This is a genomic window from Chitinophaga pollutisoli (assembly GCF_038396755.1).
Taxonomy (GTDB): Bacteria; Bacteroidota; Bacteroidia; order Chitinophagales; family Chitinophagaceae; genus Chitinophaga; species Chitinophaga pollutisoli.
Genome location: NZ_CP149822.1, coordinates 2,600,533 through 2,626,193, shown reverse-complemented (window position 1 = coordinate 2,626,193; position 25,661 = coordinate 2,600,533). Strand labels below are relative to the sequence as shown.

Annotated in this window: 21 protein-coding genes; 11 read left to right on the top strand and 10 right to left on the bottom strand. The window is 55.3% G+C overall.

The window, feature by feature from the left end; all coding sequences use genetic code 11:
* Nucleotides 1–84: 84 nt before the first annotated feature.
* Nucleotides 85–738, bottom strand: coding sequence for a uracil phosphoribosyltransferase (upp, locus tag WJU16_RS10675; RefSeq protein WP_341838303.1), 654 nt, complete (start codon nt 736–738; stop codon nt 85–87).
* A gap of 201 nt (nt 739–939) precedes the next feature.
* Complete coding sequence (locus WJU16_RS10670; RefSeq protein WP_341838302.1) at nt 940–2,799, bottom strand: von Willebrand factor type A domain-containing protein; 1,860 nt, start codon at nt 2,797–2,799, stop codon at nt 940–942.
* Between the two features lie 93 nt (nt 2,800–2,892).
* On the opposite strand from WJU16_RS10670, the gene WJU16_RS10665 reads away from it, so the two are divergent.
* Entirely contained in the window at nt 2,893–3,981 is a 1,089-nt protein-coding gene (locus tag WJU16_RS10665; protein ID WP_341838301.1) for an anhydro-N-acetylmuramic acid kinase, read from the top strand.
* Here the strand turns inward: WJU16_RS10665 and ade are convergent.
* Nucleotides 3,978–5,618 carry an adenine deaminase gene (gene ade / locus WJU16_RS10660; protein WP_341838300.1) on the bottom strand — a complete coding sequence of 547 codons (1,641 nt, stop codon included), beginning with the start codon at nt 5,616–5,618 and terminating at the stop codon, nt 3,978–3,980. The genes WJU16_RS10665 and ade overlap by 4 nt on opposite strands.
* Nucleotides 5,619–5,734: 116 nt before the next feature.
* Between ade and WJU16_RS10655 the strand changes: the two genes are divergently transcribed.
* On the top strand, nt 5,735–6,454 hold the full coding sequence (locus WJU16_RS10655; RefSeq protein ID WP_341838299.1) for a hypothetical protein: 720 nt from the start codon (nt 5,735–5,737) through the stop codon (nt 6,452–6,454).
* Nucleotides 6,455–6,511: 57 nt separating this feature from the next.
* On the opposite strand, the gene WJU16_RS10650 is transcribed toward WJU16_RS10655, so the two are convergent.
* On the bottom strand, nt 6,512–7,516 hold the full coding sequence (locus WJU16_RS10650) for a WYL domain-containing protein (RefSeq protein WP_341838298.1): 1,005 nt from the start codon (nt 7,514–7,516) through the stop codon (nt 6,512–6,514).
* Nucleotides 7,517–7,614: 98 nt separating this feature from the next.
* Between WJU16_RS10650 and WJU16_RS10645 the strand changes: the two genes are divergently transcribed.
* The 3 genes from WJU16_RS10645 to WJU16_RS10635 all read left to right on the top strand — a co-directional run bounded on the left by WJU16_RS10645 (nt 7,615) and on the right by WJU16_RS10635 (nt 9,749).
* On the top strand, nt 7,615–8,010 hold the full coding sequence (locus tag WJU16_RS10645) for a hypothetical protein (protein WP_341838297.1): 396 nt from the start codon (nt 7,615–7,617) through the stop codon (nt 8,008–8,010).
* Nucleotides 8,011–8,036: 26 nt separating this feature from the next.
* On the top strand, nt 8,037–8,201 hold the full coding sequence (locus tag WJU16_RS10640; RefSeq protein ID WP_341838296.1) for a hypothetical protein: 165 nt from the start codon (nt 8,037–8,039) through the stop codon (nt 8,199–8,201).
* 912 nt (nt 8,202–9,113) lie between these two features.
* A complete protein-coding gene (locus tag WJU16_RS10635) occupies nt 9,114–9,749 on the top strand; it encodes a peroxiredoxin (protein WP_341838295.1) in 636 nt (211 codons plus the stop codon).
* Nucleotides 9,750–10,011: 262 nt separating this feature from the next.
* On the opposite strand, the gene WJU16_RS10630 is transcribed toward WJU16_RS10635, so the two are convergent.
* The 4 genes from WJU16_RS10630 to rlmN all read right to left on the bottom strand — a co-directional run bounded on the left by WJU16_RS10630 (nt 10,012) and on the right by rlmN (nt 15,001).
* The gene (locus tag WJU16_RS10630; protein ID WP_341838294.1) at nt 10,012–11,589 is read right to left on the bottom strand and encodes a S41 family peptidase; all 1,578 of its coding nucleotides are present in this window, start codon (nt 11,587–11,589) and stop codon (nt 10,012–10,014) included.
* Nucleotides 11,590–11,692: 103 nt separating this feature from the next.
* Nucleotides 11,693–12,418, bottom strand: coding sequence for an RluA family pseudouridine synthase (locus tag WJU16_RS10625; RefSeq protein ID WP_341838293.1), 726 nt, complete (start codon nt 12,416–12,418; stop codon nt 11,693–11,695).
* Between the two features lie 12 nt (nt 12,419–12,430).
* The gene (locus WJU16_RS10620) at nt 12,431–13,924 is read right to left on the bottom strand and encodes a pseudouridine synthase (RefSeq protein WP_341838292.1); all 1,494 of its coding nucleotides are present in this window, start codon (nt 13,922–13,924) and stop codon (nt 12,431–12,433) included.
* Nucleotides 13,925–13,960: 36 nt separating this feature from the next.
* The gene (rlmN, locus tag WJU16_RS10615; protein WP_341838291.1) at nt 13,961–15,001 is read right to left on the bottom strand and encodes a 23S rRNA (adenine(2503)-C(2))-methyltransferase RlmN; all 1,041 of its coding nucleotides are present in this window, start codon (nt 14,999–15,001) and stop codon (nt 13,961–13,963) included.
* A 107-nt stretch (nt 15,002–15,108) separates the two neighbouring features.
* On the opposite strand from rlmN, the gene WJU16_RS10610 reads away from it, so the two are divergent.
* Together WJU16_RS10610 and WJU16_RS10605 are read left to right on the top strand one after the other, a co-directional pair.
* Entirely contained in the window at nt 15,109–16,308 is a 1,200-nt protein-coding gene (locus WJU16_RS10610; protein ID WP_341838290.1) for an acetyl-CoA C-acyltransferase, read from the top strand.
* 70 nt (nt 16,309–16,378) lie between these two features.
* Nucleotides 16,379–17,275, top strand: a complete 897-nt coding sequence (locus tag WJU16_RS10605; protein WP_341838289.1) for a DMT family transporter — start codon at nt 16,379–16,381, stop codon at nt 17,273–17,275.
* A 58-nt stretch (nt 17,276–17,333) separates the two neighbouring features.
* On the opposite strand, the gene WJU16_RS10600 is transcribed toward WJU16_RS10605, so the two are convergent.
* On the bottom strand, nt 17,334–17,915 hold the full coding sequence (locus WJU16_RS10600) for a sigma-70 family RNA polymerase sigma factor (RefSeq protein WP_341838288.1): 582 nt from the start codon (nt 17,913–17,915) through the stop codon (nt 17,334–17,336).
* A 219-nt stretch (nt 17,916–18,134) separates the two neighbouring features.
* On the opposite strand from WJU16_RS10600, the gene uvrA reads away from it, so the two are divergent.
* Nucleotides 18,135–20,939, top strand: coding sequence for an excinuclease ABC subunit UvrA (uvrA, locus tag WJU16_RS10595; protein WP_341838287.1), 2,805 nt, complete (start codon nt 18,135–18,137; stop codon nt 20,937–20,939).
* Between the two features lie 277 nt (nt 20,940–21,216).
* On the opposite strand, the gene WJU16_RS10590 is transcribed toward uvrA, so the two are convergent.
* Nucleotides 21,217–21,666 (bottom strand): DUF4293 domain-containing protein, encoded by a 450-nt coding sequence (locus WJU16_RS10590; RefSeq protein ID WP_341838286.1) that lies wholly within the window; start codon nt 21,664–21,666, stop codon nt 21,217–21,219.
* A 115-nt stretch (nt 21,667–21,781) separates the two neighbouring features.
* Between WJU16_RS10590 and WJU16_RS10585 the strand changes: the two genes are divergently transcribed.
* The 3 genes from WJU16_RS10585 to WJU16_RS10575 are packed head-to-tail and all read left to right on the top strand — an operon-like array spanning nt 21,782 to nt 25,633.
* Nucleotides 21,782–24,085: an NADP-dependent malic enzyme gene (locus WJU16_RS10585; RefSeq protein ID WP_341838285.1), complete on the top strand. Its 2,304-nt coding sequence runs from the start codon at nt 21,782–21,784 to the stop codon at nt 24,083–24,085.
* 52 nt (nt 24,086–24,137) lie between these two features.
* Complete coding sequence (locus tag WJU16_RS10580; protein ID WP_341838284.1) at nt 24,138–24,569, top strand: DUF2059 domain-containing protein; 432 nt, start codon at nt 24,138–24,140, stop codon at nt 24,567–24,569.
* Nucleotides 24,570–24,601: 32 nt separating this feature from the next.
* Nucleotides 24,602–25,633, top strand: a complete 1,032-nt coding sequence (locus tag WJU16_RS10575) for a hypothetical protein (RefSeq protein WP_341838283.1) — start codon at nt 24,602–24,604, stop codon at nt 25,631–25,633.
* Nucleotides 25,634–25,661: the final 28 nt, after the last annotated feature.

The window sequence follows — 25,661 nt, the reverse complement described above, 5'->3', positions numbered from 1 at the left end:
TTTAGTTGTGAATGACAAGGCCAATTCGCAGGATAATTATTCTTCAACAGTGTCTGCTTTTAAAACGCGGATTTCCCTTTTTTGTTACTGCTGCACCTTCTCCCCGAAAGCCAGATCGCCCGCATCGCCCAGCCCGGGAACAATATAACCCTTGGCCGTCAGCTCGTCGTCGATATCTCCCGCCCAAATGCTGATGTTCGCATCGGCATTCCGCTGCACGTACTCGATCCCGATGGTACACGCAATTGCCGTAACAATATGAATATGAGCAGGTTTGCCGAACTCGCCCAGGTGCTCGATGGTTTTTACCAAAGAGGCGCCCGTCGCCAGCATCGGATCACTCAGGATCAGCACCTTCCCATCCAACGGGGGACAGGAAACATATTCCAGCCTGATTTCGAAAGTCCCGTCGCGGTTATGCTTGCGGTAGGCGGAAATAAAAGCATGGTCGGCCTTGTCGAAATAATTGACCAACCCCTGGTGCATCGCCAGCCCGGCCCGCAGGATGGTCCCGATTACCGGCTGATGCTTCAATACCTGAACATGCGCGCTGCCCAGCGGTGTTTCTACTTCCTTGTCCACATACATCAGCGTTTTGCTGATCTCGTAGGCGGCCACTTCGCCCAGCCTTTCCAGGTTGCGGCGGAACCGCATCCGGTCACACTGAATTACCTCGTCCCTTATCTCGCTCATCCACTCGCCTACCAGTGAGTTGGTGTCACTCAGATTGATTATCATAACCCTGCTGTTTTGCGTTCATGCCAAAATAGCATTTTTTTCGCTACCGGGGTGCTTTTTCCGCTATGATAACAAATGTTCTCTCCAGTGTTGACGGCCGTTTGGTAAAAGTCCGGCAGTGCCTTTCGGGCAGTCATAAAAGCGTAGGCCACACCTCCCTGTCATATGGGAGATGTGGCCCGGCATTGTTATAAAAACATGTTAATCCTTTCGGGCAATATCCTCCAGCGCCATCGCCTGTTTAATCATTTTCACGAGCTGCCCGCGGTACCCCTCCGCATCGGCCCCCTTCAATCCGCCAAGCAACGCCAAAGCCCCCGCGTAACTCGACTTCCCGGCGTATTCACTCTTCCGCAACAACATCCCGAATTGCGCAGCCGCCACTGCCAACCGGAAGCTCTCCGGGCTTTCCCCGACAGTGCGCGGACCACCCTTCAACGAATGCGCCAGCAGCTTGCTGGCACCGCCTTCGGGGTGCTTATACCGCACCTTGACCGTCAGCACCTCATCGCTTCGGATTACCGGGGCTTCCGTAGCCTGGTACTTCAGCGGGTCCACGTTCGGCCCCTCCAGCTTCACGCCCGGAGGCACCAATTCGTACAGCGCCGTTACGCTATGCCCGGACCCCATCTCCCCGGCATCTTTTTTGTCGTCGTTGAAATCCTCGTTTTCCAGCAGCCGGTTCTCATAACCAACCAGCCGGTAAGCCTGCACCTTTGCGGGATTGAACTCCACCTGCAACTTTACGTCTTTGGCGATGGTGAACAGTGTGCCGCCGAATTCCGTCGTGAACGTCCGGCGGGCTTCATCGAAATTGTCGATATAGGCATAGTGCCCGTTTCCTTTATCCGCAAGTGTTTCCAGCCGGTTGTCTTTGTAATTTCCCATGCCAAATCCCAGGACCGAAAGGTATACATTCCCTTCGCGTTCCTTTTCGATCAGGCGTTCCAGTTCCCCCACATCCGAAATCCCTACGTTGAAATCGCCGTCAGTAGCGAGGATGACGCGGTTATTGCCGCCTTTGATAAAGTGTTCCTTCGCCGTGGCATATGCCAGCTGGATGCCCGCGCCCCCGGCCGTACTGCCACCCGCTTCCAGGCGGTCGATGGCGCCGAGGATCGCGTCCTTGTTATTCCCCGGCGTCGACGGCAGGGAAAGCCCCGCCGCACCCGCATACACCACGATCGAAACGCGGTCTTGCGGGCGCAATTGCTTTACCAGCAACCGGAACGCCTGTTTCACCAGCGGCAACCGGTTGGCGCCTGACATCGAGCCAGACACGTCGATCAGAAAAACGAGGTTGCTCGCCGGCAGGTTGTCTATCGGGATCGTCTTTCCCTGTATCCCGATCCTAACCAACTGGTGCGCCGGGTTCCAGGGGCATTGCGCCATATCGGCCTGGATCGCCACGGGCGCGTCGCCGGCAGGTTGCGGGTAATCATACTCGAAATAATTAATCAATTCTTCAACCCGTACCGCATCTTTCCCCGGAATATTTCCCATGTTCAGCATATTCCGCACCAGCGAAAACGACGCCTTATCGACATCCGAAGAAAAAGTACTCAACGGCTGCTGCTGCACGAACCGGTAGCGGTTTTCCTTGATGGCGGCGAATTCGTCGCGGCTGACGGGCGTGCCAATGTAATCGGAACGCATTTCCGCCACCGGGGCCGTCGCGACTCCCCTGATCATCACGTTGGAAGCAGTAAGGTTTTCTCTTTTTTGCGGAGCATATGCGACTACCGCTACTTCCTGCAACGCTTGCACCGAAGGCGTTAGCTCGATAAGCACCGCCGTATCATTCATTGAAAATGATTTCACCAATTTATTGTATCCGATCCAGGAAACTTCCAGTGTGAAATTTCCCTTTGCCACCTTACAAATAAATTTACCCGTACTGTCTGTCAGCGAACCGAAATGGGTGCCGTCTATCCGGACCGTAGCACCCTGAATGGGATCTTTGGTGTTGATGTCGAGCACTTTGCCGGTGATCCGGACCGTCTGGGCAATGAGCTGCCCGCACGCCAATATACAGGCGCATAACAGGAGAATGCGTTTCATGATCGGGTAGGTTTGTTTCCCTACAGATGCAGATCACCCGCCCGATTCCATAAAAAAAGCCGGCCTTCCATTATCTTTACCAAAATTTTTCTAATGGTATATCACGTAATCGGGTTAATGTCAGGTAGTTCGCTGGATGGATTGGATATGGTTTATACGGAATTGACGGAGGTGAGGGGACAGTGGTCTTACCAGATCCACACCGCGGAATGCATTCCCTACTCGGAAGAGCTGAAAACCTCCCTGGCAAAGGCTACCAGCCTGAACGCCCGTGATTACCAGTTGTTGCACACCGCCTATGGCCGATTTACCGGCGAACAGGTGAACGCATTCATCAGCCGCCATGGCCTCGACCATAAGATTCACTTCATCGCATCCCACGGCCACACTACCTTCCACATACCGGAGCAAAACACTACCGCGCAGCTGGGCTGCGGCGCTACCATCGCCGCCGTTACCACGCTGCCCGTTATCAGCGACCTCCGGGCTGTTGACGTAGCCCTCGGCGGACAAGGCGCGCCTATCGTCCCCATCGGCGAAAAATACCTCTTCTCCGACTTCAGTTACCTGCTCAACCTGGGCGGTATCGCCAATATCTCCGCCAAAAACGGGGAACACTACCAGGCATTCGATATCTGCCCCGCCAACCGCGTCCTCGACGCACTGGCACAGGGCCTTGGCAAAGCTTACGACGAAAACGGCGCATTGGCGGCCGGCGGCGTCACCGATCAGGCGTTGCTTTCCGCGCTCAACGCATTGCCTTATTACGGGCAACCCGCGCCTAAATCCCTCGCTAACGACTTCGGAACGGATACCGTGCTGCCGCTTATCGCCAGGCACACGCTTTCCGTGCAGGGCAAACTACGGACCTATGTCGATCACATCGCCACGCAAATCGAAGCTTCGGTAAAAGGCATGAATCTCCCCACTAAAGGCACGCAAATGCTTGTGACGGGCGGCGGTGCGTTCAACCGCTTCCTCATCGAATCCATCGACGCGCGCCTCGACCCGCTGGGCATCACCCTCGTTGTGCCCGACGAGCAAACCGCCGCCTACAAGGAAGCCCTCGTGATGGCGCTCATCGGCGCACTCCGCTGGCGCCAGCAGCCCAATATCCTCTCTTCCGTAACCGGCGCCTCGCGTGATAGCGTGAACGGCGCACTCTGGGTGAGCGAAGCCTAAGCCTGGGCCAATTCCGTAAATGCAAATTTATCTCCGTCGAATAGCCCCCTGTCACTGAGTTTCAGGTGGGGGATGACGAGCAGCGCCATGAACGATAACGTCATGAAAGGCGCGTCGAGCTTGCTGCCGAGCGCTTTCGCGGCCTTGTCGAGCTGGCTGTAGCGGCGCGCCGCTACATAGCCATCGCCGGCGCTCATAAGCCCCGCCACCGGCAAGGGAAGAATGTATTCGTTGCCGCCGTCGATAACACAGATGCCGCCTTCCGCGCTGATAAGGACGTTCACAGCACGTTGGATGCTTTCATCATCAACGCCCACCGAAATAATATTATGGCTGTCGTGCGCCACCGTGGATGCGATGGCGCCGGCGCGCAATCCGAAGTTGCGGATGAATGCCACGGCCGGCGGCGCATCCTGGTAACGGTTAACCACCGTTATTTTCAGCACGTCCTGCGAAACGTCGCTGACCAGGAAGCCGTCTTTGGCGGTTAGCCGGAAGGTGAGGGGATGGGTGATGAGCTGGCCGTCCAGCGCTTCGATGACCTGCACGGTGGAAACGCCCGCCGGGGCGGGAACGCGGAAGTCGTGCGCGGATTTCGCGGTGCAGTGGAAGCGGTTGATGGGTTTCACTGGCACCGGGGCAATGAGGGTATTGCCTTCCGCCGCCACCTGTACGCCGCCGATCCAGGTTTCGAGGATGGTAAAATCGGAAAGATTATTGACGATTATGAAATCAGCCGGATCCCCCGCGCGCAGGAGCCCCGCGGGAATGCCGTAATGCCGCACGGGATTGACGCAGGCGGCCTGGAGGATGTTGAACAGATCGTGCCCCTTAGCCAGCGCTCTCTTCACCAGCAAGTTGATATGCCCTTCCTCGAGGTTGTCGGGGTGCTTGTCGTCGCTGCAAAACATCACCCGCTGGTGATGTGTGGCGATCAGCGGTTCGAGGGCTTCGAAGTTGCGCGCCGCACTCCCTTCCCGGATAAGAATGTGCATGCCCGCCGCCAGTTTGTCCAGCGCTTCATCGAGCGTGAAACATTCGTGGTCGGTGCTGATCCCCGCGGAAGCGTATTGCGCCGCCGTTTCTCCGCGCAACCCCGGCGCATGGCCGTCTACCGGTTTGCCGAATTTCCGGGCGGATGCGATCTTGGCCATCACTTCCGGATCGCCATGCAGCACACCGGGGAAATTCATCATTTCAGAAAGGTAATAGATATCGGGCCTTTGCAAGAGCCTGTCTACCCCATCCGGACCGATGACATCGCCAGCCGTTTCGAAAATGGTAGCGGGAACGCAGGAAGGCGCGCCGAAGCAGAAGCGGAAAGGCACCTGCCGCCCGTTTTCCAACATAAATTCCACGCCTGCCTCACCGCAGACATTGGCGATTTCGTGCGGGTCGGAAACGCTGCCTACCGTGCCATGCACCACCGCCATCCTGGCGAATTCGGAGGGGATCAGCATGGAGCTTTCCACATGTACATGCGCGTCGATGAAGCCGGGAAGGATGTAGCGTTGGGGCACCGGCTGATCCGTTGGAATTATGCCGGCGATCTTGCCGTCTGCCACGGAAACAACCGCGGGAAAGGTTCTTCTGCCGGGAACATCGACCACGATCCCCGCTAAATGCAATGCGTTCATAAGGTTAAAACTCGTAAAAAACAGTTAAAACAAGGTGAATGATTTTGCCAGTTTCCTGGAAAAGATACATTTGTGTTCAATAGACGTCTAAACATCCATCTATAAAATCCTGAACAATGAAAAAGATCCTCGCGTTAACCATCGCCATAGCCCTCAGCGGAGCGGCATTGCAGTCGAAAGCACAGTCAGCTGACGAAATCATCGGCAAGCACCAGGCCGCCATGGGCGGTGATGCCAAACTGAAATCCCTAAAAGCCATGGTCTCGGAAGGGAATATGTCGGTCCAGGGCATGGAGTTCCCCTTCAAGGTATCCGTTATCAGCAATACCGGCATGCGGATGGAATTTGAAGCCATGGGCACGCACAACATCCAGGTGGCCACCCCTACCGGCGGCTGGTATTTCCTGCCCATCCAGCAACAAACCGAACCAGTAGACGCGAGTGCGGAAGATATGAAAGACGTTGGCAATGACCTCGACCTCCAGGGCGAAATCATCGACGCCAAAACCAAAGGCCATAACCTGGAACTGGTGGGAAAAGAAAATGTTGACGGGAAAGAAGCCTACAAATTCAAGCTTACCCGTAAAAATGGCACCGTTGTAAATTATTTCATCGACGCCGCCAGCTATTATATCGTGAAGCGCATCCATTCTGCCACCGTTCAGGGGCAGACGATGGAGCTGGAAACGAAAATGAGCGAATTCAAGAAAACCGACGACGGTTTTGTATATGCTTCCGTTATCGAGCAATTGCCCATGGATACAAAAATCATGATCACCAAAGTGCAGGCCAATCCCGCCATCGACGCGAGCATCCTCCAGAAACCCGCGAAATAACCGCAGTACGGAATATAAATGAGAACCGCCCGGCAGCGCAAGCACCGGGCGGTTTTTTTATTGGTAACGATTTAATATATCAGTCGCTTCCTGACGGATCCTGTCGGCCAGGTGCTGCGGCTGAACGACTTTCACGCGCCCTCCGCTGCTGAGGATCAGCATCACCAGCTCGTGGTTCACCACAATCCGGAGGCGCACGCGGCATTCCTCTTCGTTATCGGTGATAATCTCCTGCGAAGGGTGCAGCGGCTGCGTCTTGACGTATTTGCCCTGTAGCGGCGTGTAGGAAAGGATGATCTCTTCCGGATCGCCCTCGGCTACGGTAATGCCGATGGCGTTTTTGAAATAGTCGGCATCGTCAAAATTCTTGGCGTCGAACTTATCGTTGGTGAGCCAGTGGTTAACGATACGGTCGAGCGCAAAGGTGAGCACCGTTCCTCCCCGTGATTTCTGGCTTTTGCCGATGAGGTAAAAGCGGTGGTTGTATTCGCGGAGATGGTAAGGCTCCACCCAGTGTTCTTTGGGCGCTGTGCGGTCGAAGGTTTGATACGCGATGCGGATGACTTCCAGGTTCTTGATGGCGTCCACGATGTCGGGGATGAGCTCTGCGCCTTTATAATGTGTGCCGCGGCTGAATTTGATAAGGCCGCGGTTCTCGAGGTCCTGCCGGTTCATTTTTACGCTGGCGGCGATTTTAAGGATCGCGTCTTCGAAGCGCTGGATCACTGGCAGGCTGCGGAACTGTTCCAGGATGCCGATGGCTACCTCCAGCCCCTGGAGGTCGGCTTCGTCGATCGGCGCGTTGCCGATGGAGAAGTTTTCGTCTTCATATTGATATACGCGCGTACTGCGGTTGTACACAATCGGCGCGAAATAATTGAGATCGGGATCGTTGCGCATATCCTCGATATCCTTCTGGATAGTACGCACGGCGATGGTTTTGTCCATTTTCTCCGACACGAATTCCACGAGGTCGTCCAGGCTGGGTTTGGGGAGACGCTTGTTGCGCAGGCGCTCGTCCAGCCAGCGGTAACGGGAAAGGGCGTCTTTGTTCTTGGGCATGGTAAGGTTGTTTTTCGGGTTAAAAATAAAACATTTTCACTACGCATATCCCCTGCGTAGGGCCCTTCTACTTTTGTATTGTCATCAATCACGAAACTATGAGAAAGGTATCCGTAACAACCGCAGCCCAACTGGAAGCCACCGCCATCAAGGTAGGACAGATTATCCTGGACGACTCTCATTACCTCACCTGCTGGGGGTATATGCAGACGGCCGAAGGCTGGCGCAAATGCGACTTCGTGACGAATTACGATGTGCTCAACACGATGCTCCGTGCGATAGAAGACAAGAGCGAAGCCGTTCAAATGGCTATTGTGCAGAAACTGGAACATATGGAACAGATCCCCGAAATCATTGATTTTGAAGCGCAATTGGGAGAGGCCGTTTTGTTCGACAATATCGCCTTCAGCCTGGAGCGCCCGGAATTCAACGGGGGGATTGGGCGGATTATACGAATGACGACTGTTATTACATCCGCCGGGCCGAGCCCGTAACGCGTGCGGAAGCCTACGCCCGTGGCGTGGAACATTGCATGCAGGCGCTGGGCAAAAGTTATGAGCTGTACCTGGGCTACCTGGAGCTGGAGTTCGACGAGGATGCCGCGCGCCAGCAGGCCGATCTGGCGGATGATATGAAATACACCCTTGCTTATTACGCGTACCGTCAGGCAGGTGAAAATAAGTAAAGCATTCCCCGCTATCCGTTGTTTTGAGAACCCTTGAAAGCGGTGGTTCCGGCAAAAGGCCGGTCCGCCCGAGCTGAACATCCCTTGTTACCCGGCCCGGAGGGGCTGCTGTGTCAAAACCCATCAGTAAAAGACGTTGCAGTTGTTCCGACATCCGTTGTAAAGAACCCCGGCGGCGGCTGGTCTCAGCCATGCGCCGCTTGTTTTAGATCCGTTGTTGTTAAACCGCTGATCGTCCATTGGAAGTCCGCAATACGTTGCGGGCTCTGTTAACCACGAAGCCGGTCCCCTGGCCTTTCACCCGCATGTAAACCCCAGACGGGCGCCATTGCCCGGGTTAACCCGCAGACGGACTGTTGAAATGACAGTTCCTTTATCCATTGTTGTCACCCGGCGGCGCTGCAATTGGCAACCGTCGCAGTTTTGCCTGATGTGAGCACCGGAGGCGGGCCTTTCTTCGAGAGCGGCCGTAAGCACCTTCCGGGCGATTAACCCAAGCGGCGGCCCCTGCATAATCTATGCGGGGCCGTCCGCGAGGCAAAATGAAATTCTGAGCGTTTCCCGCAGCAACCCGGCTGCCGTTAACCCAGGCCCTCCCGGAAACAACAAGCCCATATTGCTATCCCAAACGAATGCAACAAATATCCCTGTACCCCGGCCCGTAACTGCCGGAATGCGTACAGCGCACAGGTGCTGTCCTGTTTTGCGCCCTATACCTCCATGCCCCTCGCGCATTTTCCCTGGGGCGGCGCCGGTTTTCCCTGCCGGTTTACGTCCGGATCAGGCTCCTTCTCCAGGCCAGGTCCGGACCGCCGCTCCTTAAAATCTCCTTAACCCGCAAAAAAATATCGATAAAGTCTATTAAAATTGTAGGAAAATGCTATTTTTGAATTCCTTAAACAGGATATTGTTATGAGTTTAAGATTAGGGGACACAGCTCCCAATTTCACGGCAAAGACCACCATTGGAGAAATCAACTTTTACGATTACCTCGGCGACAGCTGGGGGATTCTCTTCTCCCACCCCGCAGATTATACCCCTGTTTGCACCACCGAACTTGGTAAAACTGCCCTCTTAAATGGCGAATTCAAGAAGCGCAACGTAAAAGTGCTCGCACTCAGCGTTGACCCGCTCGATAAACATAAAGGCTGGATCAACGATATCAACGAGACGCAAAACTGCAACGTTGACTTCCCGATCATCGCAGACGAAGACAAAACGGTGGCCAACCTCTACGGTATGATCCACCCCAACGCATCTGAAACTTTCACCGTTCGCTCCCTGTTCGTAATCGGGCCCGACAAGAAAGTGAAGCTGACCATCACTTACCCCGCTTCCACCGGCCGCAACTTCCATGAAGTGCTCCGCGTGATCGATTCCCTGCAGCTGACCGCCAACTATAGCGTGGCTACACCGGCTGACTGGAAAGACGGCGAAGACGTGATCGTTACCGCAGCGGTTAAAACGGAAGACATTCCGGGCAAATTCCCGAAAGGCCACAAAATTATCAAGCCTTATCTGAGAACAACACCGCAGCCGAATAAATAAACAACGTATCTTTGCCGCGGACGGCGCTTCCGTCTCACCGCGCGAAAGCTACTATCTTCCGGCAAGGAAGTTCAAAAATACTGGAGCACGAACCCTGTAACTCAAATAGTTGCAGGGTTTTACTCCTGATTCTTTTTTTAATGGTTGGTTTTTGATTTTACGAAACGGGGATTTTTCCCCGTTTTTTTATGCCCCTCCCGCCACAAAAAAAGAGGCTGCCGGTAAGGCAACCTCTTCTTGATATTGGAAAATCTTATGGATTTTATTGTTCTTTTACCTTGCGGCGGTCTTCCACCAGGCCGTTGAAGCGTTCTTCCCCGACTTCCTGGATCCGCATATTATCCGTATTCACCACTTTCCCGTTGGTCATGAGCACGGGAGCAGCCATCCTGGCGCCGGAGGTAGCCCCGGTATTAATCCAGTTGAGTGCGGTTTTGAGGCTGGATTCTTCCGGGTCGCCGAAATCGCGGGGGATGAAGTCCTGCGCAGCGATGTCCGGCGTCATGCCACCATAATAATCACCCTGGCTCAGGGCGTTTTTGCTAGAGAACTGAGCCATGTATACGGTGAATTTGTCGATCCCTATCGCAAAGAAGCCCACAGGCTTGCCATAAGTTTTAGTACCCACGGTGCGCACCGTCACGTTGTCCGGCCATGCCTTGAACGAATTGATAACCAATTCACTCGCAGATGCCGTAGCGCCTGATACGATGAAAACGACTTTTTTCACCGTGGTCAGCGGGCCTTGTTTATTGAAAAAGTAAGTATTCCCGTTTTCAGAGAAATCGAGGTCATCGTAAGTGAGCGCCTTCGAGCCCTGGTACACCTGCTGGTAGTTGGCGTCGAGGTAAGGGAGGGATTTGAGAATCGTGGCTTTTCCGGTTCGCACCAGTTCGTTGTAAACCTGCTTGTACATCACCTTCGTCTGCATCCCGGAAGGGGCGATGAGGTTGGTGACGTACTCCGCCGTGGATACATATCCGCCGCCGTTGTACCGGAGATCCACCACCACGGCGTTCACGCCATCGGTCGCGAATTGGGCGAAAGCTGCATCCAGCGAAGGCTTGGCGACCGTTTGCCGGGAAAAGTGCGCCAGCGCCAGGTACCCCGTTTTGTTACCGTTCTGCACCGGGAACGTTTTCCACATCACCACCGGGTCGCTTTTGTAAGCGGCTTTGGTGAGGGTAACTGTGGAGGTGGTGCCACCGTTCGGCCTGGTGAAAGTCAGTTTGGCCGTGGCGCTGTTCATGAGTGCATTGGCGCCGGCCGCGTCTGAGGGCGGATTGCCATCGTTCAGTTTCGTGATGAGGCAGCCGCGGGTCAGGCCGGCTTTGTCGGCCGGGGAGCCCTTTTCCACATTGCGGACATATAAAAATTTAGTGGGATCGGAACCGAAAGTGACGATCGTCAGGATAAGCCCCAGGTCGTTCCCGTCGCCTTCCAGGTCCACCGACGCTTTGATCCCCCGCGCCAGGTTCCCTTTTTCCACGTAGGAAAACTTGGCCCTGGTAGCCGACAGGTACTCATATGGCTTGTTGGTGGCCGGGTCGTTTTTGAGCTGGGTGATCTTAAACATCGCGTCCGACATGCTGGCAAACTCATCACTCCTGGCATATTGCCGGGGATTGAATGCTTCGTATGCCGGGATGGCGTCGTACCACAAATAAGTTTGTTTCGCGAAAAGGTAAAGGGAATCGAGGCTGAGTTGCAGCCTGGTGCCTTCGGAAGGCGTGGTGGGCGGCGGGTTAGTGTCGCCGGGAGAGGGGTTTCCGCTTTTTTTGCAGGCAGCGAAAGCCGCTATTCCTATGAATGCGGCAGCTGCGATCCGGAGCTTGAACATATATGCAAAGCAGTTTGACGGTAATTTACGCGAAAACACCCAAATGTAACGACATCCGGGTGTTAATGTATAGCAAACGGTAAAACCGTTGATTTAGTTGTCTTTAAGCCTTTTTATGTTTCCGCAATTGCTGGAGAACGGCCTGCATGTCTTTGGGAAGGGGGGCTTCCAGTTCCACGGTTTCCCCGTTGGGCCCGGTAAATTTCAGCTTCCAGGCGTGCAGGGCGAGCCTTTGCAGGAGGGGGCGCTCTTCTTCCGTGAATTTTCCCAACCGGAACTTCTTCTTAATGGCCGACAACAGCACCGGCGTAGCCGTGCCATACAACTCGTCCACCGCGATAGGATGCCCCAGGTGCTTCATATGCACACGGATCTGGTGGGTACGGCCCGTGTGGATGCGGAACCTCACCAGGCTGTATACCCCAAAAGCCTCTTCCACGGCATAATCCGTAAGGGAAGGGCGACCCTTGGCGTTTGTCACCATCTTTCCGCGCTGAACCGGGTGCTCCATAATGCCCGCGTTCACACTGCCCTCCGGCAGCGGCAGGTCGCCGTTGACCAGCCCCAGGTAGTATTTCTCCACGTCCCGCGACTCAAACAGCTGGGACAGGAACTTGTGCATCACTTCGTTTTTGGCGAAAATCACCAGGCCGCTGGTATCGCGGTCGATACGGTGAACGGTGTAGATTTGCCCGTATTTCTTTTTCAGCATCCCCGATAAAGAAGCCAGCTCGTTATCGTGCCGGTCGGGGATGGTCAGCAAACCCGAAGGCTTGCTGACCGCCACAAAATCGTCGTTCTCGAATATAATGAGGGATTCAATTCGCATGTTGCGCAGCCACTATTTAAAATGTTTGAGGAGGATCACTTCCTTCTCGCTGAGGAAGCGCCATTTGCCGCGGTTGAGGTTCTTTTTGGTGAGGCCTGCGTACATCACGCGGTCCAGCTTCTCCACGCGGTATTCGAGGTGCTCGAATATCCGGCGGACGATGCGGTTTTTGCCGCTATGGATCTCAATGCCGATCTGCTTTTTATCTTTCGTGTCCACCCAGGCCAGGCTGTCTACCGAAGCCATCCCGTCTTCCAGCTCCAGGCCGCCCAGGATGCGGTCGAAGTCGGCTTTGGTGAGCGGTTTGTCCAGCTCCACATGGTAGATTTTCTTCACGTTGTGCTTCGGATGGGCCAGTTTCTGCGCCAGCTCGCCGTCGTTGGTGAGCAGCAGCAGGCCTGAAGTATTCCGGTCGAGGCGGCCTACAGGGTAGAGGCGCTCTTCCGCTGCGTCTTCCACCAGTTCCATTACGGTCTGGCGGCCTTCGGGATCGTCGGTTGTGGTGATATAGCCTTTGGGCTTATTGAGCAGCACATACACGAGGTTTTTCTGCAGGTGGATGCGCTTGTCGTTCAGTTTTACAGCTTCCTTGCCGGTCACTTTGAAAGCTGGTTCCACGATCACTTCGCCGTTTACGGTCACCTTGCCTTCCTTGATATAATCCACGGCCTTGCGGCGGCTGCAGATGCCGCAATGGGCGATGAACTTGTTGAGGGGCATTTCGCCGCCCTCGATTTCCACCGGGGCCTCAACGGCAATACGCTTGCGGGTGCTCTTGGGTTTGTTGGATTTGGAACCGTGAACAGCGGCCTTGCGCTCGCTTTTACGCGGGCGGGGCTTGTCGCCACGAAGCTCTTTGTAGGATTTCTCGTCCTGGATCTCGCCGAAGGATTTGTCTTCCACGATATCCTTGGGATCTTTCGGTTTGCCTTTGCGGGAGCGGAGCTCCTTGAAGGGCGCGCCGTCGGCGAAGGCATGCTGGAAAAGCTTGTCGCCGGGTTTAACTTCGCGTTCCTTTTTAGGTTTGAATTCGCGGTCGCCGTCTGTTTTGGAAGATTTATCGAAAGTTTTTCCTTCTTTTTTGTCGCGGAAGGACTTTTCATCCTTATCGCCGAAGGTTCTTTTGGGCTTGTCGCCGTCGAAGGTTCTTTTGGATTTGTCGCCGAAGGGTTTGCCTTCCTTGTCGCCGCTGAATGATCTGCGGGGTTTGTCGCCGAAGGGTTTGCCTTCCTTGTCGCCACCGAAAGTTCTTTTGGGTTTATCGCCGAAAGGCTTGCCTTCCTTGTCGCCGCTGAAAGATCTGCGGGGTTTATCGCCGAAGGGCTTGCCTTCTTTGTCGCCACCGAAAGTTCTTTTGGGTTTATCGCCGAAAGGCTTGCCTTCTTTGCTATCCCTGTCGCGGAAAGATTTACCGGCGGGCTTGTCGTCGCCGGAGCGGGACGGTTTGCCGCTTTTATTTTCCTTGAACGGTGTGAAGCCTTTGCGGGGCGGTCTGCTTTGTTTCATGTTGTATGATTGTTTGCTGCATTCCTGCAGTATGTTTTATGCTTTGTTCGCGAGCTGTCCGCAGGCGGCGTCGATATCCTTCCCACGGCTTCTGCGGAGGCGGGCATTGACGCGGTTTTTACCGAGGTACTCCATGAAAGCCGTGGTTTTTTCTTCCGAGGGCTTCTGGAACCGGGCGTTATCGATCGGGTTGTATTCGATGATATTCACCAGGTCTACCGGTACCTGCCGGTAAATTTTGATCAGTTCATCTGCATCCTTGAGGGAATCGTTGAAGTCCTTGAACAGGATATATTCGAAGCTGATTTCGTTTTCGGTGGCCTTGTAGAAGTAATTAAGGGCTTCCACGAGGTTTTTGAGATTGTTGGAATCGTTTATAGGCATGATCTCGCTGCGTTTCTCATCGTTGGCGGCGTGGAGGGAAAGGGCGAGGTTGAAGCGCACTTTATCGTCTCCCAGCTGCTTGATCTGCTTGGCGACGCCTGCGGTAGACACCGTGATCCTTTTGGGGCTCATGGCCAGGCCGTCGGGCGAGGTGATCATTTCGATGGATTTCAGCACATTTTTATAGTTGAGCAGCGGTTCGCCCATGCCCATGTATACGATGTTGGTGAGCTTTTTACCGGCTGATTCCATGGATTGCCGGTTGATGAGCGCCACTTCGTCGAAAATTTCGTCGAATTCGAGGTTGCGCTTGCGGTCCATAAACCCGGTAGCGCAGAATTTGCAGCTGAGGCTGCAGCCTACCTGGGAGGATACGCAGGCGGTTTGACGGGAGGAAGTTGGGATGAGGACCCCTTCCACCAGGTACCCGTCGTGCAGGCGGAAACGGCTCTTGATCGTGCCATCGGTACTTTGCTGGGTCGCGTCCACGGTTACGGCGGGGAAGTCAAACCGCTCCTCCAGGCCGGCCCGGAGGTTTTTGCTCAGGTTGGTCATGGCGTCGAACCCGGGCGCCTGCTTGGCCCAGATCCATTCGTACACCTGCTGGGCCCTGAACGGCTTTTCCCCCATCTCTCCAAACACCTCCCGCAGCTGGGGGAGTGTCAGGTGCCGGATATTTTGCTTCCTCGTCATCCTGCAAAGGTACATCCGATTTTCGGATTGCCGAATTGTAGATTCGTTTGTGTGGCTGGTTATCCGGATTGGAAGCCCTACATTCGCAATTCCTAACCATTTCACGTATGCAAACTGCTTACATAGTTGACGCGGTAAGAAGCCCCATCGGCCGCTATGGCGGCGCCCTGAGCTCCATCCGCCCCGACGACCTGCTGGCCCTCATGCTGCGGTCCCTCCTCTCCCGGAACCCCACCCTCGACCCCTCGGCCGTGGAAGACGTGATCGCCGGCGCCACTAATCAAGCCGGAGAAGACAACCGCGACGTGGCCCGCATGGCCGTTCTCCTCGCCGGAATGCCCGTGTCCGTAGCAGGCAACACCGTCAACCGCCTCTGCGCCTCCGGCCTCCAGGCCATCATGGACGCCGCCAGGGCCGTTATGGTAGGAGAAGGGGACGTCTATATCGCCGGTGGCGTGGAAAGCATGACCCGCGCGCCCCTCGTGATGCCCAAGGCCGACGGCGCCTTCAGCCGCAAAACCGAGATCTACGACTCCACCATCGGCTGGCGCTTCACCAATAAACAGCTCGCCGACCGCTACTACCCTTTCTCCATGGGCGAAACCGCCGAGAACGTGGCCCGGGAATGGAAAATCTCCCGGGAAGACCAGGACCGCTTCGCCTTCGAATCGCAATCCAAATACAAAGAAGCCCTCCAGGCAGGGATCTGGCAGCAGGAAATCATTCCCGTGGAAATCACCCCCAACAAACAGGATAAAGTGGTTTTCTCAGCCGATGAGCACCCCCGCGAAACGAGCCTCCAGAAGCTGGCGGACCTCCGTCCCGCCTTCGCCAAAGACGGTACCGTAACGGCCGGCAACTCTTCCGGCATCAACGACGGCGCCTCGGCGGTGCTGATCGTCTCCGAAGCCGCACTCAAACGGTTCGACCTTACGCCGCTGGCTATGATCCGGGGGATGGGCGTGGCAGGGGTAGACCCGGCCATCATGGGCATCGGGCCGGTGCCCGCCACCGTCAAAGCCCTGCAGCGCAGCGGCATCCGCGTGGCCGACCTGGATGTGATCGAACTGAACGAGGCCTTCGCGGCGCAGTCACTCGCCTGCATCCGCGAACTGAAGCTCGATCCGTCGAAAATCAATCCCAACGGCGGTTCCATCGCCATCGGCCACCCGCTGGGCTGCAGCGGTGCACGCATCACCACCACCCTCCTGCACGAAATGCAGCGCCGCGAAGGCGCGAAATACGGGCTGGCCACGATGTGCGTAGGCGTGGGCCAGGGTGCGGCCATCGTATATGAAAAAGTCTGATCCCGGATTCCGGGATACCCAATAGCCGGTCCTGCCGGTGATCCCAACCGGCAGGGCCCTTACCAATACCATGAACAGGTCTAATTATGCGCTTGGCTACGCCATGGCCCTTGTGGGCGCGATGATGTTCAGCGCCAAAGCCATTTACGTCAAACTCATCTACCGGACGGAAGCCATAGACGCCATTTCCATGCTGGCGCTGCGGATGGCTTTCGCACTCCCGTTCTACGTCATCACCGCCATCGTACTTTACCGCCGGCCCGACAATGTGAAACTGACCCCGAAGCAATGGTGCTGGGTGGCGGGTTTGGGCCTGCTGGGGTATTACATCAGCAGCCTCCTCGATTTCCTGGGGCTGGCCTACATTTCGGCGGGGCTGGAGCGGCTGATCCTGTTCCTCTATCCCACATTCGCGTTGCTGATCGGCGCGGTGGCCTTCAAGCGGAAGGTGACCCGTACGCAGTTCCTGGCCCTGGCGATCGCTTACGCGGGGATGCTGGTAGTGTTCGTGGGCGACATCCGGCAGGAATGGAGCCCGGGGGTGATCACGGGGTGCCTGCTGGTGCTGGGTTGCGCGGTGACGTATGCTTTTTATATCGTAGGCGGCGGGGAGATCATCCCGAAAGTGGGGTCGATGAAGTTTACGGCGTATGCGCTTTGCTTTGCGTCGCTGGGAATTTTTGCGCAATATTTTGTAACCCACGGCGCGGAGGTGCGCCATTTCAGCAGGGAAACCTACTGGCTGTGTTTCCAGATGGCGATCGTATCCACCGTCATCCCAACCTTCCTCACCAGCGAAGGCATCCGCAAGATCGGGTCGGGGAATACGGCGATCGTGACCAGCATCGGACCGGTGGCGACTATTGTCCAGGCATATATTTTCCTGGGGGAACCGATTACCTGGGAGCAGCTGGCGGGAACGGCGCTCGTGCTCACGGGAGTATTGATGATAGGGAAGGGGAAATAAAAAAACGAGCGGTAGACTTGCATCTTACCGCCCGTTCATGGCAAGCAAAAAAAGGGCATTACAAACAAATCTGTTTTTCCGTCATCATCTTCCGGAGATTGATCAGGCCGTACCGCATACGGCCAAGGGCGGTGTTGATGCTCACCTGCGTGAGGTCCGCGATCTCCTTGAAGCTGAGGTCCGCATAATGGCGGAGAATAATAACTTCGCGCTGTTCTTCAGGGAGGAGGTCCAGCATGCGGCGCACGTTGTTGTGGCTTTGCCGCGTCATCATTTTCTCTTCGGCGCTGGGCTCGCTGAAATTCAGCACATTGAAAATATCTTTATCGTCTCCGGTCTTGATTACCGGCGTACGCTTGACTTTCCTGAAATAATCCACACAAAGGTTGTGCGCGATGCGCATCGCCCAGGGCAGAAATTTTCCTTTCTCAGTGTATCGGTCGGCACGTATGGTATCAATGATCTTGATGAAGGTGTCCTGGAAGATATCCTCAGCAAGAAAACTGTCTTTAACGAGTAATACGATGGAAGTGAAAAGTTTGTCCTTATGACGGTAAACCAACTCTTCCAGAGCGGAAGCATGGCCCTTTTTGAACAGTGTGATGAGTTGTTCATCGTTCAGCTTGTACATTACTTGCATATACGTCTACCAATAGCGGTTAGTAAATAGTACGGACGTTGCCGTCAGTAGGTTGTTTAGTAGCGTAAAAGTCGAACGATAATGTACAATTTTTTGTGATGAATCCAACCGGGGTGAACTAGGTATAAGCATACCGGTCAATGCAAATATAACGGAATAGTTGAATAAAACAACAAGCTTCCTGTAAAATACCCGTTAATACGTACATTTGTAATCCTTATGTGCGCAAAAGTCAAATCCAAGGAAAAAACCGTTGAACGTGAACCAGTTAGCGCTCCTGACGCCATCTTTATCAAGGGAGCGAGGGTGCATAATCTTAAAAATGTCAGCGTCTCCATCCCCAGGAACCAGCTCGTGGTTGTCACCGGTGTGAGCGGATCGGGAAAGTCCAGCCTCACGATGGACACCCTCTACGCCGAAGGCCAGCGCCGCTATGCGGAAAGCCTCAGCGCATACGCCCGCCAGTTCCTCATGCGGATGAACAAACCGGACGTCGATTATATAAAAGGCATCTGTCCCGCCATCGCCATCGAACAAAAAGTGGTGACCCGCACGCCCAGGTCCACCGTAGGCTCCATGACCGAGATCTACGATTACCTCCGCCTGCTCTTTTCCCGCGCCGGGCAAACCTTTTCTCCCGTTACCGGCCAGCTCGTCAAAAAGCACGAAGTGGCCGATGTGGTGGACTACATCTCAAAACTCCCCCAGGGCGCCAAAGTCCAGATACTCGTCCCCTTCCGCCAGCATGCCAACCGCAAGCCGCTGGAAGAGCTTAATATCCTCATGCAGAAAGGCTTTTCCAGGCTCTACGCAGGCGGCGCGCTCGTCCGGATCGAGGAGCTGATGGAAGAAAAAGCCCCGAAAATCGCCGCCGATACATTCGTGCTGATCGACCGCATCGTGGTGAAAGACTTCGAAGAAGACGACAAGCACCGCATCGCCGACTCCGTGCAAACCTCCTTCTACGAAAGCGAGGGATATTGCACCCTGGAGGTCGACGGCAAGCTGGGGCCCGTATTCTCCAACCGCTTCGAGCTGGACGGCATCCAGTTCGAAGAGCCTGTTCCGAACCTTTTCTCCTTCAATAACCCTTACGGCGCCTGCCCCACCTGCGAAGGTTTCGGCCAGGTGCTGGGGATCGACCGCGACCTCGTGATCCCCGACAAGCGCCTCAGCGTGTTCGAAGGGGCCATCGCGCCATGGCGCGGCGAAAAGATGGGCGAATACAAGGAAGCGCTCATCAAATCTTCCCGCAAATTCAATTTCCCCGTCCATAAACCCATCTCCGACCTTACCGACGAGCAGCTGGAGCTGCTCTGGTCAGGCAACGAGCACTTCTACGGTATCAACGAATTCTTCAAGATGGTAGAGCAGAATCTCTACAAGGTGCAATACCGCGTAATGCAGGCCCGTTACCGCGGGCGGACCATCTGCCCCACCTGCCACGGCGCCCGCCTCCGCCAGGAAGCCACGTACGTGAAAGTGAGCGGCAAGGGGATTTCGGAGTTGGTAGACATGCCTGTGGAGAAGCTGAAAGTCTGGTTCGACAACCTCGAACTGAGCGAATACCAGCAGCAAGTGGCCAAAAGGATCCTCATCGAGATCAACCACCGGCTGAAAACATTGCTGGACGTGGGATTGGGTTATCTTACCCTGAACCGGGTGGCCAATACGCTGTCGGGCGGCGAAAGCCAGCGCATCCAGCTGACGCGTACCCTGGGCAGCAACCTCACCAATTCCCTCTACATCCTCGACGAGCCGAGCATCGGGCTGCATGCCCGCGATACGCACCGGCTCATCCGGGTGCTGCATGAGCTGCGCGACCTCGGCAACACCGTAGTAGTGGTGGAACACGACGAGCAGATGATGGAAAAAGCCGATTACATTATCGACATGGGCCCACTGGCGAGCCACCTCGGCGGCGAGGTGACCTTCTCGGGCACTTATCCCGAAATATTGAAAGACGGCAAGAGCCTCACCGGCAAATACCTCAGCGGCCACTACCGCCTGGAGCCGCCGGCGCACCTCCGCAAGTGGAAGCGCTCCATCCAGCTGGAAGGCTGCCGGCAGAATAACCTGAAGAACGTGGATGTGGAATTTCCTCTGGGGATTTTCACGGTGGTGAGCGGTGTGTCCGGATCCGGGAAAACCACGCTTGTGAAGCAGATTCTCTACCCGGCGCTCATGAAGCTGAAAGGGGAGTTTACCGACCGTGTGGGCCAGTACCGCGTGATGAAAGGCGATATGGATTTCATCACCCAGATCGAAATGGTGGACCAGAACCCCATCGGCAAATCCAGCCGTTCCAACCCGGTTACCTACATCAAGGCATATGACGAAATCCGCGACCTGTTCGCCAAACAGCCCCTGAGCAAGATGCGCGGCTTCCAGCCCAAGCATTTTTCATTCAACGTGGACGGCGGGCGCTGCGACACCTGCAAGGGCGAAGGCGAAGTGATCGTGGAAATGCAGTTCCTGGCAGACGTACACCTGACCTGCGAAACCTGCGGCGGGAAGCGCTTCAAAGACGAAGTGCTCGAAGTGCAGTACAAAGGGAAAAATATCTTCGATATCCTGGAACTGGGCGTGGATGAGGCGATCGAATTCTTTAAAGAGGAGAAAGATGTTATCGCCAGGATCAAACCGTTGAGCGATGTGGGCCTGGGCTATGTGAAGCTGGGGCAGTCGAGCGATACGCTTTCGGGCGGGGAAGCGCAGCGTGTGAAGCTGGCGTCGTTCCTGGGCAAAGGCAAGGCGCAGGGGCATATCCTCTTCATCTTCGACGAGCCTACCACCGGTCTGCACTTCCACGACATCAAGAAGCTGCTGGATTCTTTCAACGCGCTCATCGACCAGGGGCACAGCGTGCTGGTGATCGAACACAACCTCGACGTGATCCGCTCGGCGGATTGGGTGATAGACCTGGGGCCGGAAGGCGGCGAAGGCGGCGGAACGCTGCTGTACGCCGGTCAGCCCGAAGGACTGAAGAAAGTGAAAGACAGTTATACAGGGAAATTCCTGTAAACGGAAATATATGACACGAAAGCCGGCTGATCCGTTCAGCCGGCTTTTTTGTTAATAAATGTAGGTTAACTCTGTAGTTAAAGGATGGATATGGGATATTTTCCGCATAGTTACTGTGTATTTTCGCCTGGGGGCTCGGTTACAGTTAGTATACAGTAACTATACAGTAACCATATAGGAACTATACAGTAACTATACAGTAATTATACAGTTGCCCCTGTCGAAACAGAAAAGCCCCCCGGCATGCGGAGGGCTTGCATATGGTGGCAATCGCGGATCAGCGGAGGCGGTCCAGCGATTTGATGAGCTTTTCATCTTTGTAGATGCCGCGTGCCGCCAGGAAGAGGCAAACAATCATCACCACGGGGAGGAAGGCGGGGATGAGATAAGAGCCGCGAATGCTCACGGCGCCGTCTGCCGCCAGCTTTTGCGCGCTTTCCCCGATTTTCAGGTAGATGAGCGCCAGGATGCCCACGGAAAGGAGCAGGTTCACGACCGTCAGGCGGAATTGCAGTTTGCGGTTTTTATACAGGAAGATACAACCGGCAGACAGGAGGATGCTAATGATCAACAGGATGAAAACCATGTAGTTGGATGTGGCGTTGAAAATATCCGTGCCTGCGGCGGCGCCTTTGGTGTAGGTGGCTTTCCACAGATCGAAGCGGGCGACGGCTACGCCGGCAACGGCCGCAAGAAGGAGCCAAAGGCTTTGTATGCGTTGTATCATATTAAAAGCGAATGTTTAACAGCGTAAAAGTAAGCAATTTTAACCAACAATGGGGAGGCATTTAAGGCCCGTTCGGCCCGAAGTCCGTATATTGCAGCCCCAATTCAATCTTTTTATGGCCAAGAAACTGAACAAGCAGGACGCGCTCGATTACCATGCAAAAGGGCGCCCCGGCAAAATCGAAGTCATCCCGACCAAAGACACCAAGACGCAGTGGGATCTTTCGCTGGCCTACTCGCCCGGTGTGGCGGAGCCTTGCAAGGAGATCGCGAGAGACGTGGAGAATGTGTACAAATACACCGCAAAAGGCAACCTCGTAGCCGTTATCAGCAACGGCACGGCAGTGCTCGGCCTGGGCGACATCGGCCCCGAAGCCGGCAAACCCGTGATGGAAGGTAAAGGCGTACTGTTCAAAATTTTCGCAGACATCGATGTTTTCGATATAGAACTGAATACGAAAGACGTAGACGAATTCGTGCGCGTGGTGAAAGCCATGGAGCCCACTTTCGGGGGCATCAACCTGGAAGACATCAAAAGCCCCGAGTGCTTCGCCATCGAAGACCGACTGAAAAAGGAGCTGAAGATCCCGGTGATGCACGACGATCAGCATGGCACCGCCATCATCTCCAGCGCCGCCCTGCTCAACGCACTGGAACTCGTTAAAAAGAAAATCGATAAAGTAAAAATCGTGGTGAATGGCGCCGGGGCTGCGGCCATGGCCTGCGTGCGGCTGTATGCCTCCCTGGGTGCGAAGCCGGAGAATTTCATCATGTTTGATAAAGACGGTGTGCTGAATAAGCAACGCGCCGACCTCGACGAGATGAAACAGGTCTTCGCCACCAGCGCAAAAGTTACCAGCCTCACCGAAGCGCTGAAAGGCGCGGATGTGTTCGTTGGGCTGAGTATCGGCAACGTAGTGACGGAAGAGATGGTGAGGAGCATGGCCAAGAACCCGATCGTGTTCGCCATGGCCAATCCCGATCCCGAGATCTCCTACGAAGCTGCCACCGCTGCCCGGAAAGACGTAATCATGGCCACCGGCCGCTCCGACTATCCCAACCAGGTGAACAACGTACTGGGTTTCCCCTACATCTTCCGCGGTGCCCTCGACGTGCGCGCCACGCAGATCAACGAAGCCATGAAACTGGCCGCGGTGCATGCTTTGGCTGACCTCGCCAAATCGCCTGTTCCGGATATCGTGAACCTCGCGTATAGCGAGCGCAATATTGTATTCGGTCCCCATTACATCATTCCCAAACCCCTGGACCCCCGCCTCCTCAGCACCGTAGCGCCCGCCGTGGCGAAAGCGGCGATGGAAAGCGGCGTGGCCACGGCTCCCATCACGGATTGGGAAGCATATGAGGCAGAACTGAACAACCGCCTCGGCCTCGACAACCAGCTGTTCCGCGTGATCGGCGTGAAAGCCAGGAAAGACCCGCGCCGCGTGGTATTCTCCGAGGCGGACAACCTCAAGATCCTCAAAGCCGCGCAAGTGGTGAGCGAGGAAAATATCGCCATCCCGATCCTGCTCGGGAGTGAAAAACGCATCCGGCAGCTCATGGAGGAAAACTCCATCGAGATCGATGATGCGATCATCATCGATCCCAAGAGTGATGAAATGGCGGAGAAGCGCCATCACTTCGGAGAGTTGTTTTTCCGGAAGCGCCAGCGCAAAGGGCTCAACCTGTACGAAGCCAAGAAAATCATGCGCGAGCGCAACTATTTTGGCTGCATGATGGTGGAAACCGGCGAGGCGGATGCACTCATCTCCGGCCTTACCCGCAAATATCCCGATACGATCCGTCCGGCCTTGCAGGTGATCGGTATGGAAGAAGGCGCCAAGCGCGTGGCGGGTATGTATATCATCCAAACCAAGCGCGGACCGCTCTTTTTGGCGGATACCACGGTGAACCTCAACCCCACCGCGGAAGAGCTGGCGGAAATCACGCTCATGGTAGCGAAGGAAGTGAAGCAGTTCAACATGACGCCGCGCATCGCGATGGTGTCGTACTCCAACTTCGGTTCGAGCCAGACGCCGGAAGCGCAGCTGATGAGCCGCGCCCGGGAGATCGTGAAACAGAAAGACCCCACGCTTACTGTTGACGGTGAGATCCAGGCGGCAATGGCTTTCAACAAACCCGTGCTGAAAGAAAACTATCCTTTCTCCGAACTGATCGGCGAAGACGTGAACACGCTCATCTTCCCCAACCTGGCGGCGGGCAACGTGGCTTACAATCTGCTGCAGGGCGTTGCGGGCTTCGATGCCATCGGGCCGATCCTGCTCGGTATGAAGAAGCCCGTGCACATCCTGCAGCTGGGCTCGACGGTGCGGCAGATCGTGAACATGGTGCTCATCGCCGTGGTGGACGCGCAAACGAAATGTAAAAAAGGAGCCGAAACGAACGGCAGGAAGAAATAACCGGGAAGGCGGGCTTTGCGGCCCGCTTTTTCTTTCATTATCTTACCCCGATATGAAGAAATTACTGTTCACACTGCTGTTGGCCGCTGTGGCCACGGGCGCCTCGGCGCAGGAGTCCGCCAAAACGATCAAGATCCGGGTGCTGCTGAGCCTGAACGGCGCTTCGCGGGTAGGCATGAATACCGTGAAGCAGATGCTGGCGCAGTACCAGAAAGCATATCCCTCGGTAGATACCGCCGTCTGGACGCGCATCGCCGGGTATTACAACGAAAAAGACCTGGCCAACCTGCTCGTTCCCATTTACGAGCGCTATTTTTCGGAAAAGGATGTGGATGGCATGATTGCATTTTATAAGTCGGATGCGGGAAAGAAGATGGTGGAAATGATGCCGCACATTACTGCAGAATCGCAGGTGGCGGGTAAAATCTGGGGAGAGGATATCGCAGCCAAAATCCGGAAAGACATCGAAGGCGCCATGAAATAGTCCCCGAAACCGGATAATTCGTAATTTCCGGCATGCAATCCATCTCGCGCAAGAAGATATTTTTTCCGCTCAACCCGGCATTCCGGAACTACCTGAAGCTGTATGAGCGGGAAATCAAACTGCCGGTAACGTATGAAGAACTGAAGTATTACGATTACGGCATCCCGGTATACGACAAGGAAGGCAAAGACTCGCTCTGGGAGTCGGTCCTTTACCCGCAGAGCATGACCCCCGGCCTGCATGCGGGGCTCAAGCGCATTTATTCCATCCTCAAGGCCGGCGGCGACCAGGCGGCCGAAGAACACCTGCACATCGAGCGGATCGATTACTGTACGTTCGGCAATTCCCACCCTTTCCGCATCAAGATCGTCAACAACTACAACGAGGTTTACGACTATTTTTACATCAAGATCGCTGACGCTTCGCGCATTTACGGCCTGGAGCTGGAACATATCCTTTCTCCGTACTGGATGAACTTTCTCGTAGACGGCAACACGCTGGTGGAGGAGCACATTGCCGGGGTGCCTGGCGACCAGTTCGCCAAATCCTGGCTGGACCGGCCCGAGTTCAACCCCAAGCGCATCGCCAAGGAGTTCGTGAAGTTCAACGAGCGGTGTTTTGTGCGGCTGCTGGGGGACATGCGGTCGTATAATTTTATTTTCGACATCACCCCCGATTTCGACGACGTGCAGTTCCGCATCCGGGCGATCGACTTCGACCAGCAGTTTTACGAAGGGAAGAAGACACTGTACATGCCGCAGTTCTTCAAGGAGAACCGGGTGTTCGTGGAGCTGGCGATGAAGCACCTCAACGCGGAGGTGGTGAAGCAATACCAGCAGGAAGAGCGGTCGCTGATCGCGCGGCGGATGAAGGTGCAGCGGCACCGGATCAAGGACCTGCGGGATGTGATCATGACCGACCGGGTGTCGTTTCCCGGGAAAATCAAACAGTTGGGGGAAGAGCTGGCGGAGCATTACCACGACCAGGTGTTTGCCCGGTGCAACACTATGGGCGAAATTATCGAGCGGAGCCTTAAACGGCTGCTGGTGGGGAGTTTGCGATAAAGGGGCGAAACAATTCATTTTCCCAGTA

Bases quoted from the DNA above. Each gene is read 5' to 3' on its own strand.
- upp (WP_341838303.1), bottom strand. From the start codon at position 738: ATGATAATCAATCTGAGTGACACCAACTCACTGGTAGGCGAGTGGATG.
- WJU16_RS10670 (WP_341838302.1), bottom strand. From the start codon at position 2,799: ATGAAACGCATTCTCCTGTTATGCGCCTGTATATTGGCGTGCGGGCAG.
- WJU16_RS10665 (WP_341838301.1), top strand. From the start codon at position 2,893: ATGGTATATCACGTAATCGGGTTAATGTCAGGTAGTTCGCTGGATGGA.
- ade (WP_341838300.1), bottom strand. From the start codon at position 5,618: ATGAACGCATTGCATTTAGCGGGGATCGTGGTCGATGTTCCCGGCAGA.
- WJU16_RS10655 (WP_341838299.1), top strand. From the start codon at position 5,735: ATGAAAAAGATCCTCGCGTTAACCATCGCCATAGCCCTCAGCGGAGCG.
- WJU16_RS10650 (WP_341838298.1), bottom strand. From the start codon at position 7,516: ATGCCCAAGAACAAAGACGCCCTTTCCCGTTACCGCTGGCTGGACGAG.
- WJU16_RS10645 (WP_341838297.1), top strand. From the start codon at position 7,615: ATGAGAAAGGTATCCGTAACAACCGCAGCCCAACTGGAAGCCACCGCC.
- WJU16_RS10635 (WP_341838295.1), top strand. From the start codon at position 9,114: ATGAGTTTAAGATTAGGGGACACAGCTCCCAATTTCACGGCAAAGACC.
- WJU16_RS10630 (WP_341838294.1), bottom strand. From the start codon at position 11,589: ATGTTCAAGCTCCGGATCGCAGCTGCCGCATTCATAGGAATAGCGGCT.
- WJU16_RS10625 (WP_341838293.1), bottom strand. From the start codon at position 12,418: ATGCGAATTGAATCCCTCATTATATTCGAGAACGACGATTTTGTGGCG.
- WJU16_RS10620 (WP_341838292.1), bottom strand. From the start codon at position 13,924: ATGAAACAAAGCAGACCGCCCCGCAAAGGCTTCACACCGTTCAAGGAA.
- rlmN (WP_341838291.1), bottom strand. From the start codon at position 15,001: ATGACGAGGAAGCAAAATATCCGGCACCTGACACTCCCCCAGCTGCGG.
- WJU16_RS10610 (WP_341838290.1), top strand. From the start codon at position 15,109: ATGCAAACTGCTTACATAGTTGACGCGGTAAGAAGCCCCATCGGCCGC.
- WJU16_RS10605 (WP_341838289.1), top strand. From the start codon at position 16,379: ATGAACAGGTCTAATTATGCGCTTGGCTACGCCATGGCCCTTGTGGGC.
- WJU16_RS10600 (WP_341838288.1), bottom strand. From the start codon at position 17,915: ATGCAAGTAATGTACAAGCTGAACGATGAACAACTCATCACACTGTTC.
- uvrA (WP_341838287.1), top strand. From the start codon at position 18,135: ATGTGCGCAAAAGTCAAATCCAAGGAAAAAACCGTTGAACGTGAACCA.
- WJU16_RS10590 (WP_341838286.1), bottom strand. From the start codon at position 21,666: ATGATACAACGCATACAAAGCCTTTGGCTCCTTCTTGCGGCCGTTGCC.
- WJU16_RS10585 (WP_341838285.1), top strand. From the start codon at position 21,782: ATGGCCAAGAAACTGAACAAGCAGGACGCGCTCGATTACCATGCAAAA.
- WJU16_RS10580 (WP_341838284.1), top strand. From the start codon at position 24,138: ATGAAGAAATTACTGTTCACACTGCTGTTGGCCGCTGTGGCCACGGGC.
- WJU16_RS10575 (WP_341838283.1), top strand. From the start codon at position 24,602: ATGCAATCCATCTCGCGCAAGAAGATATTTTTTCCGCTCAACCCGGCA.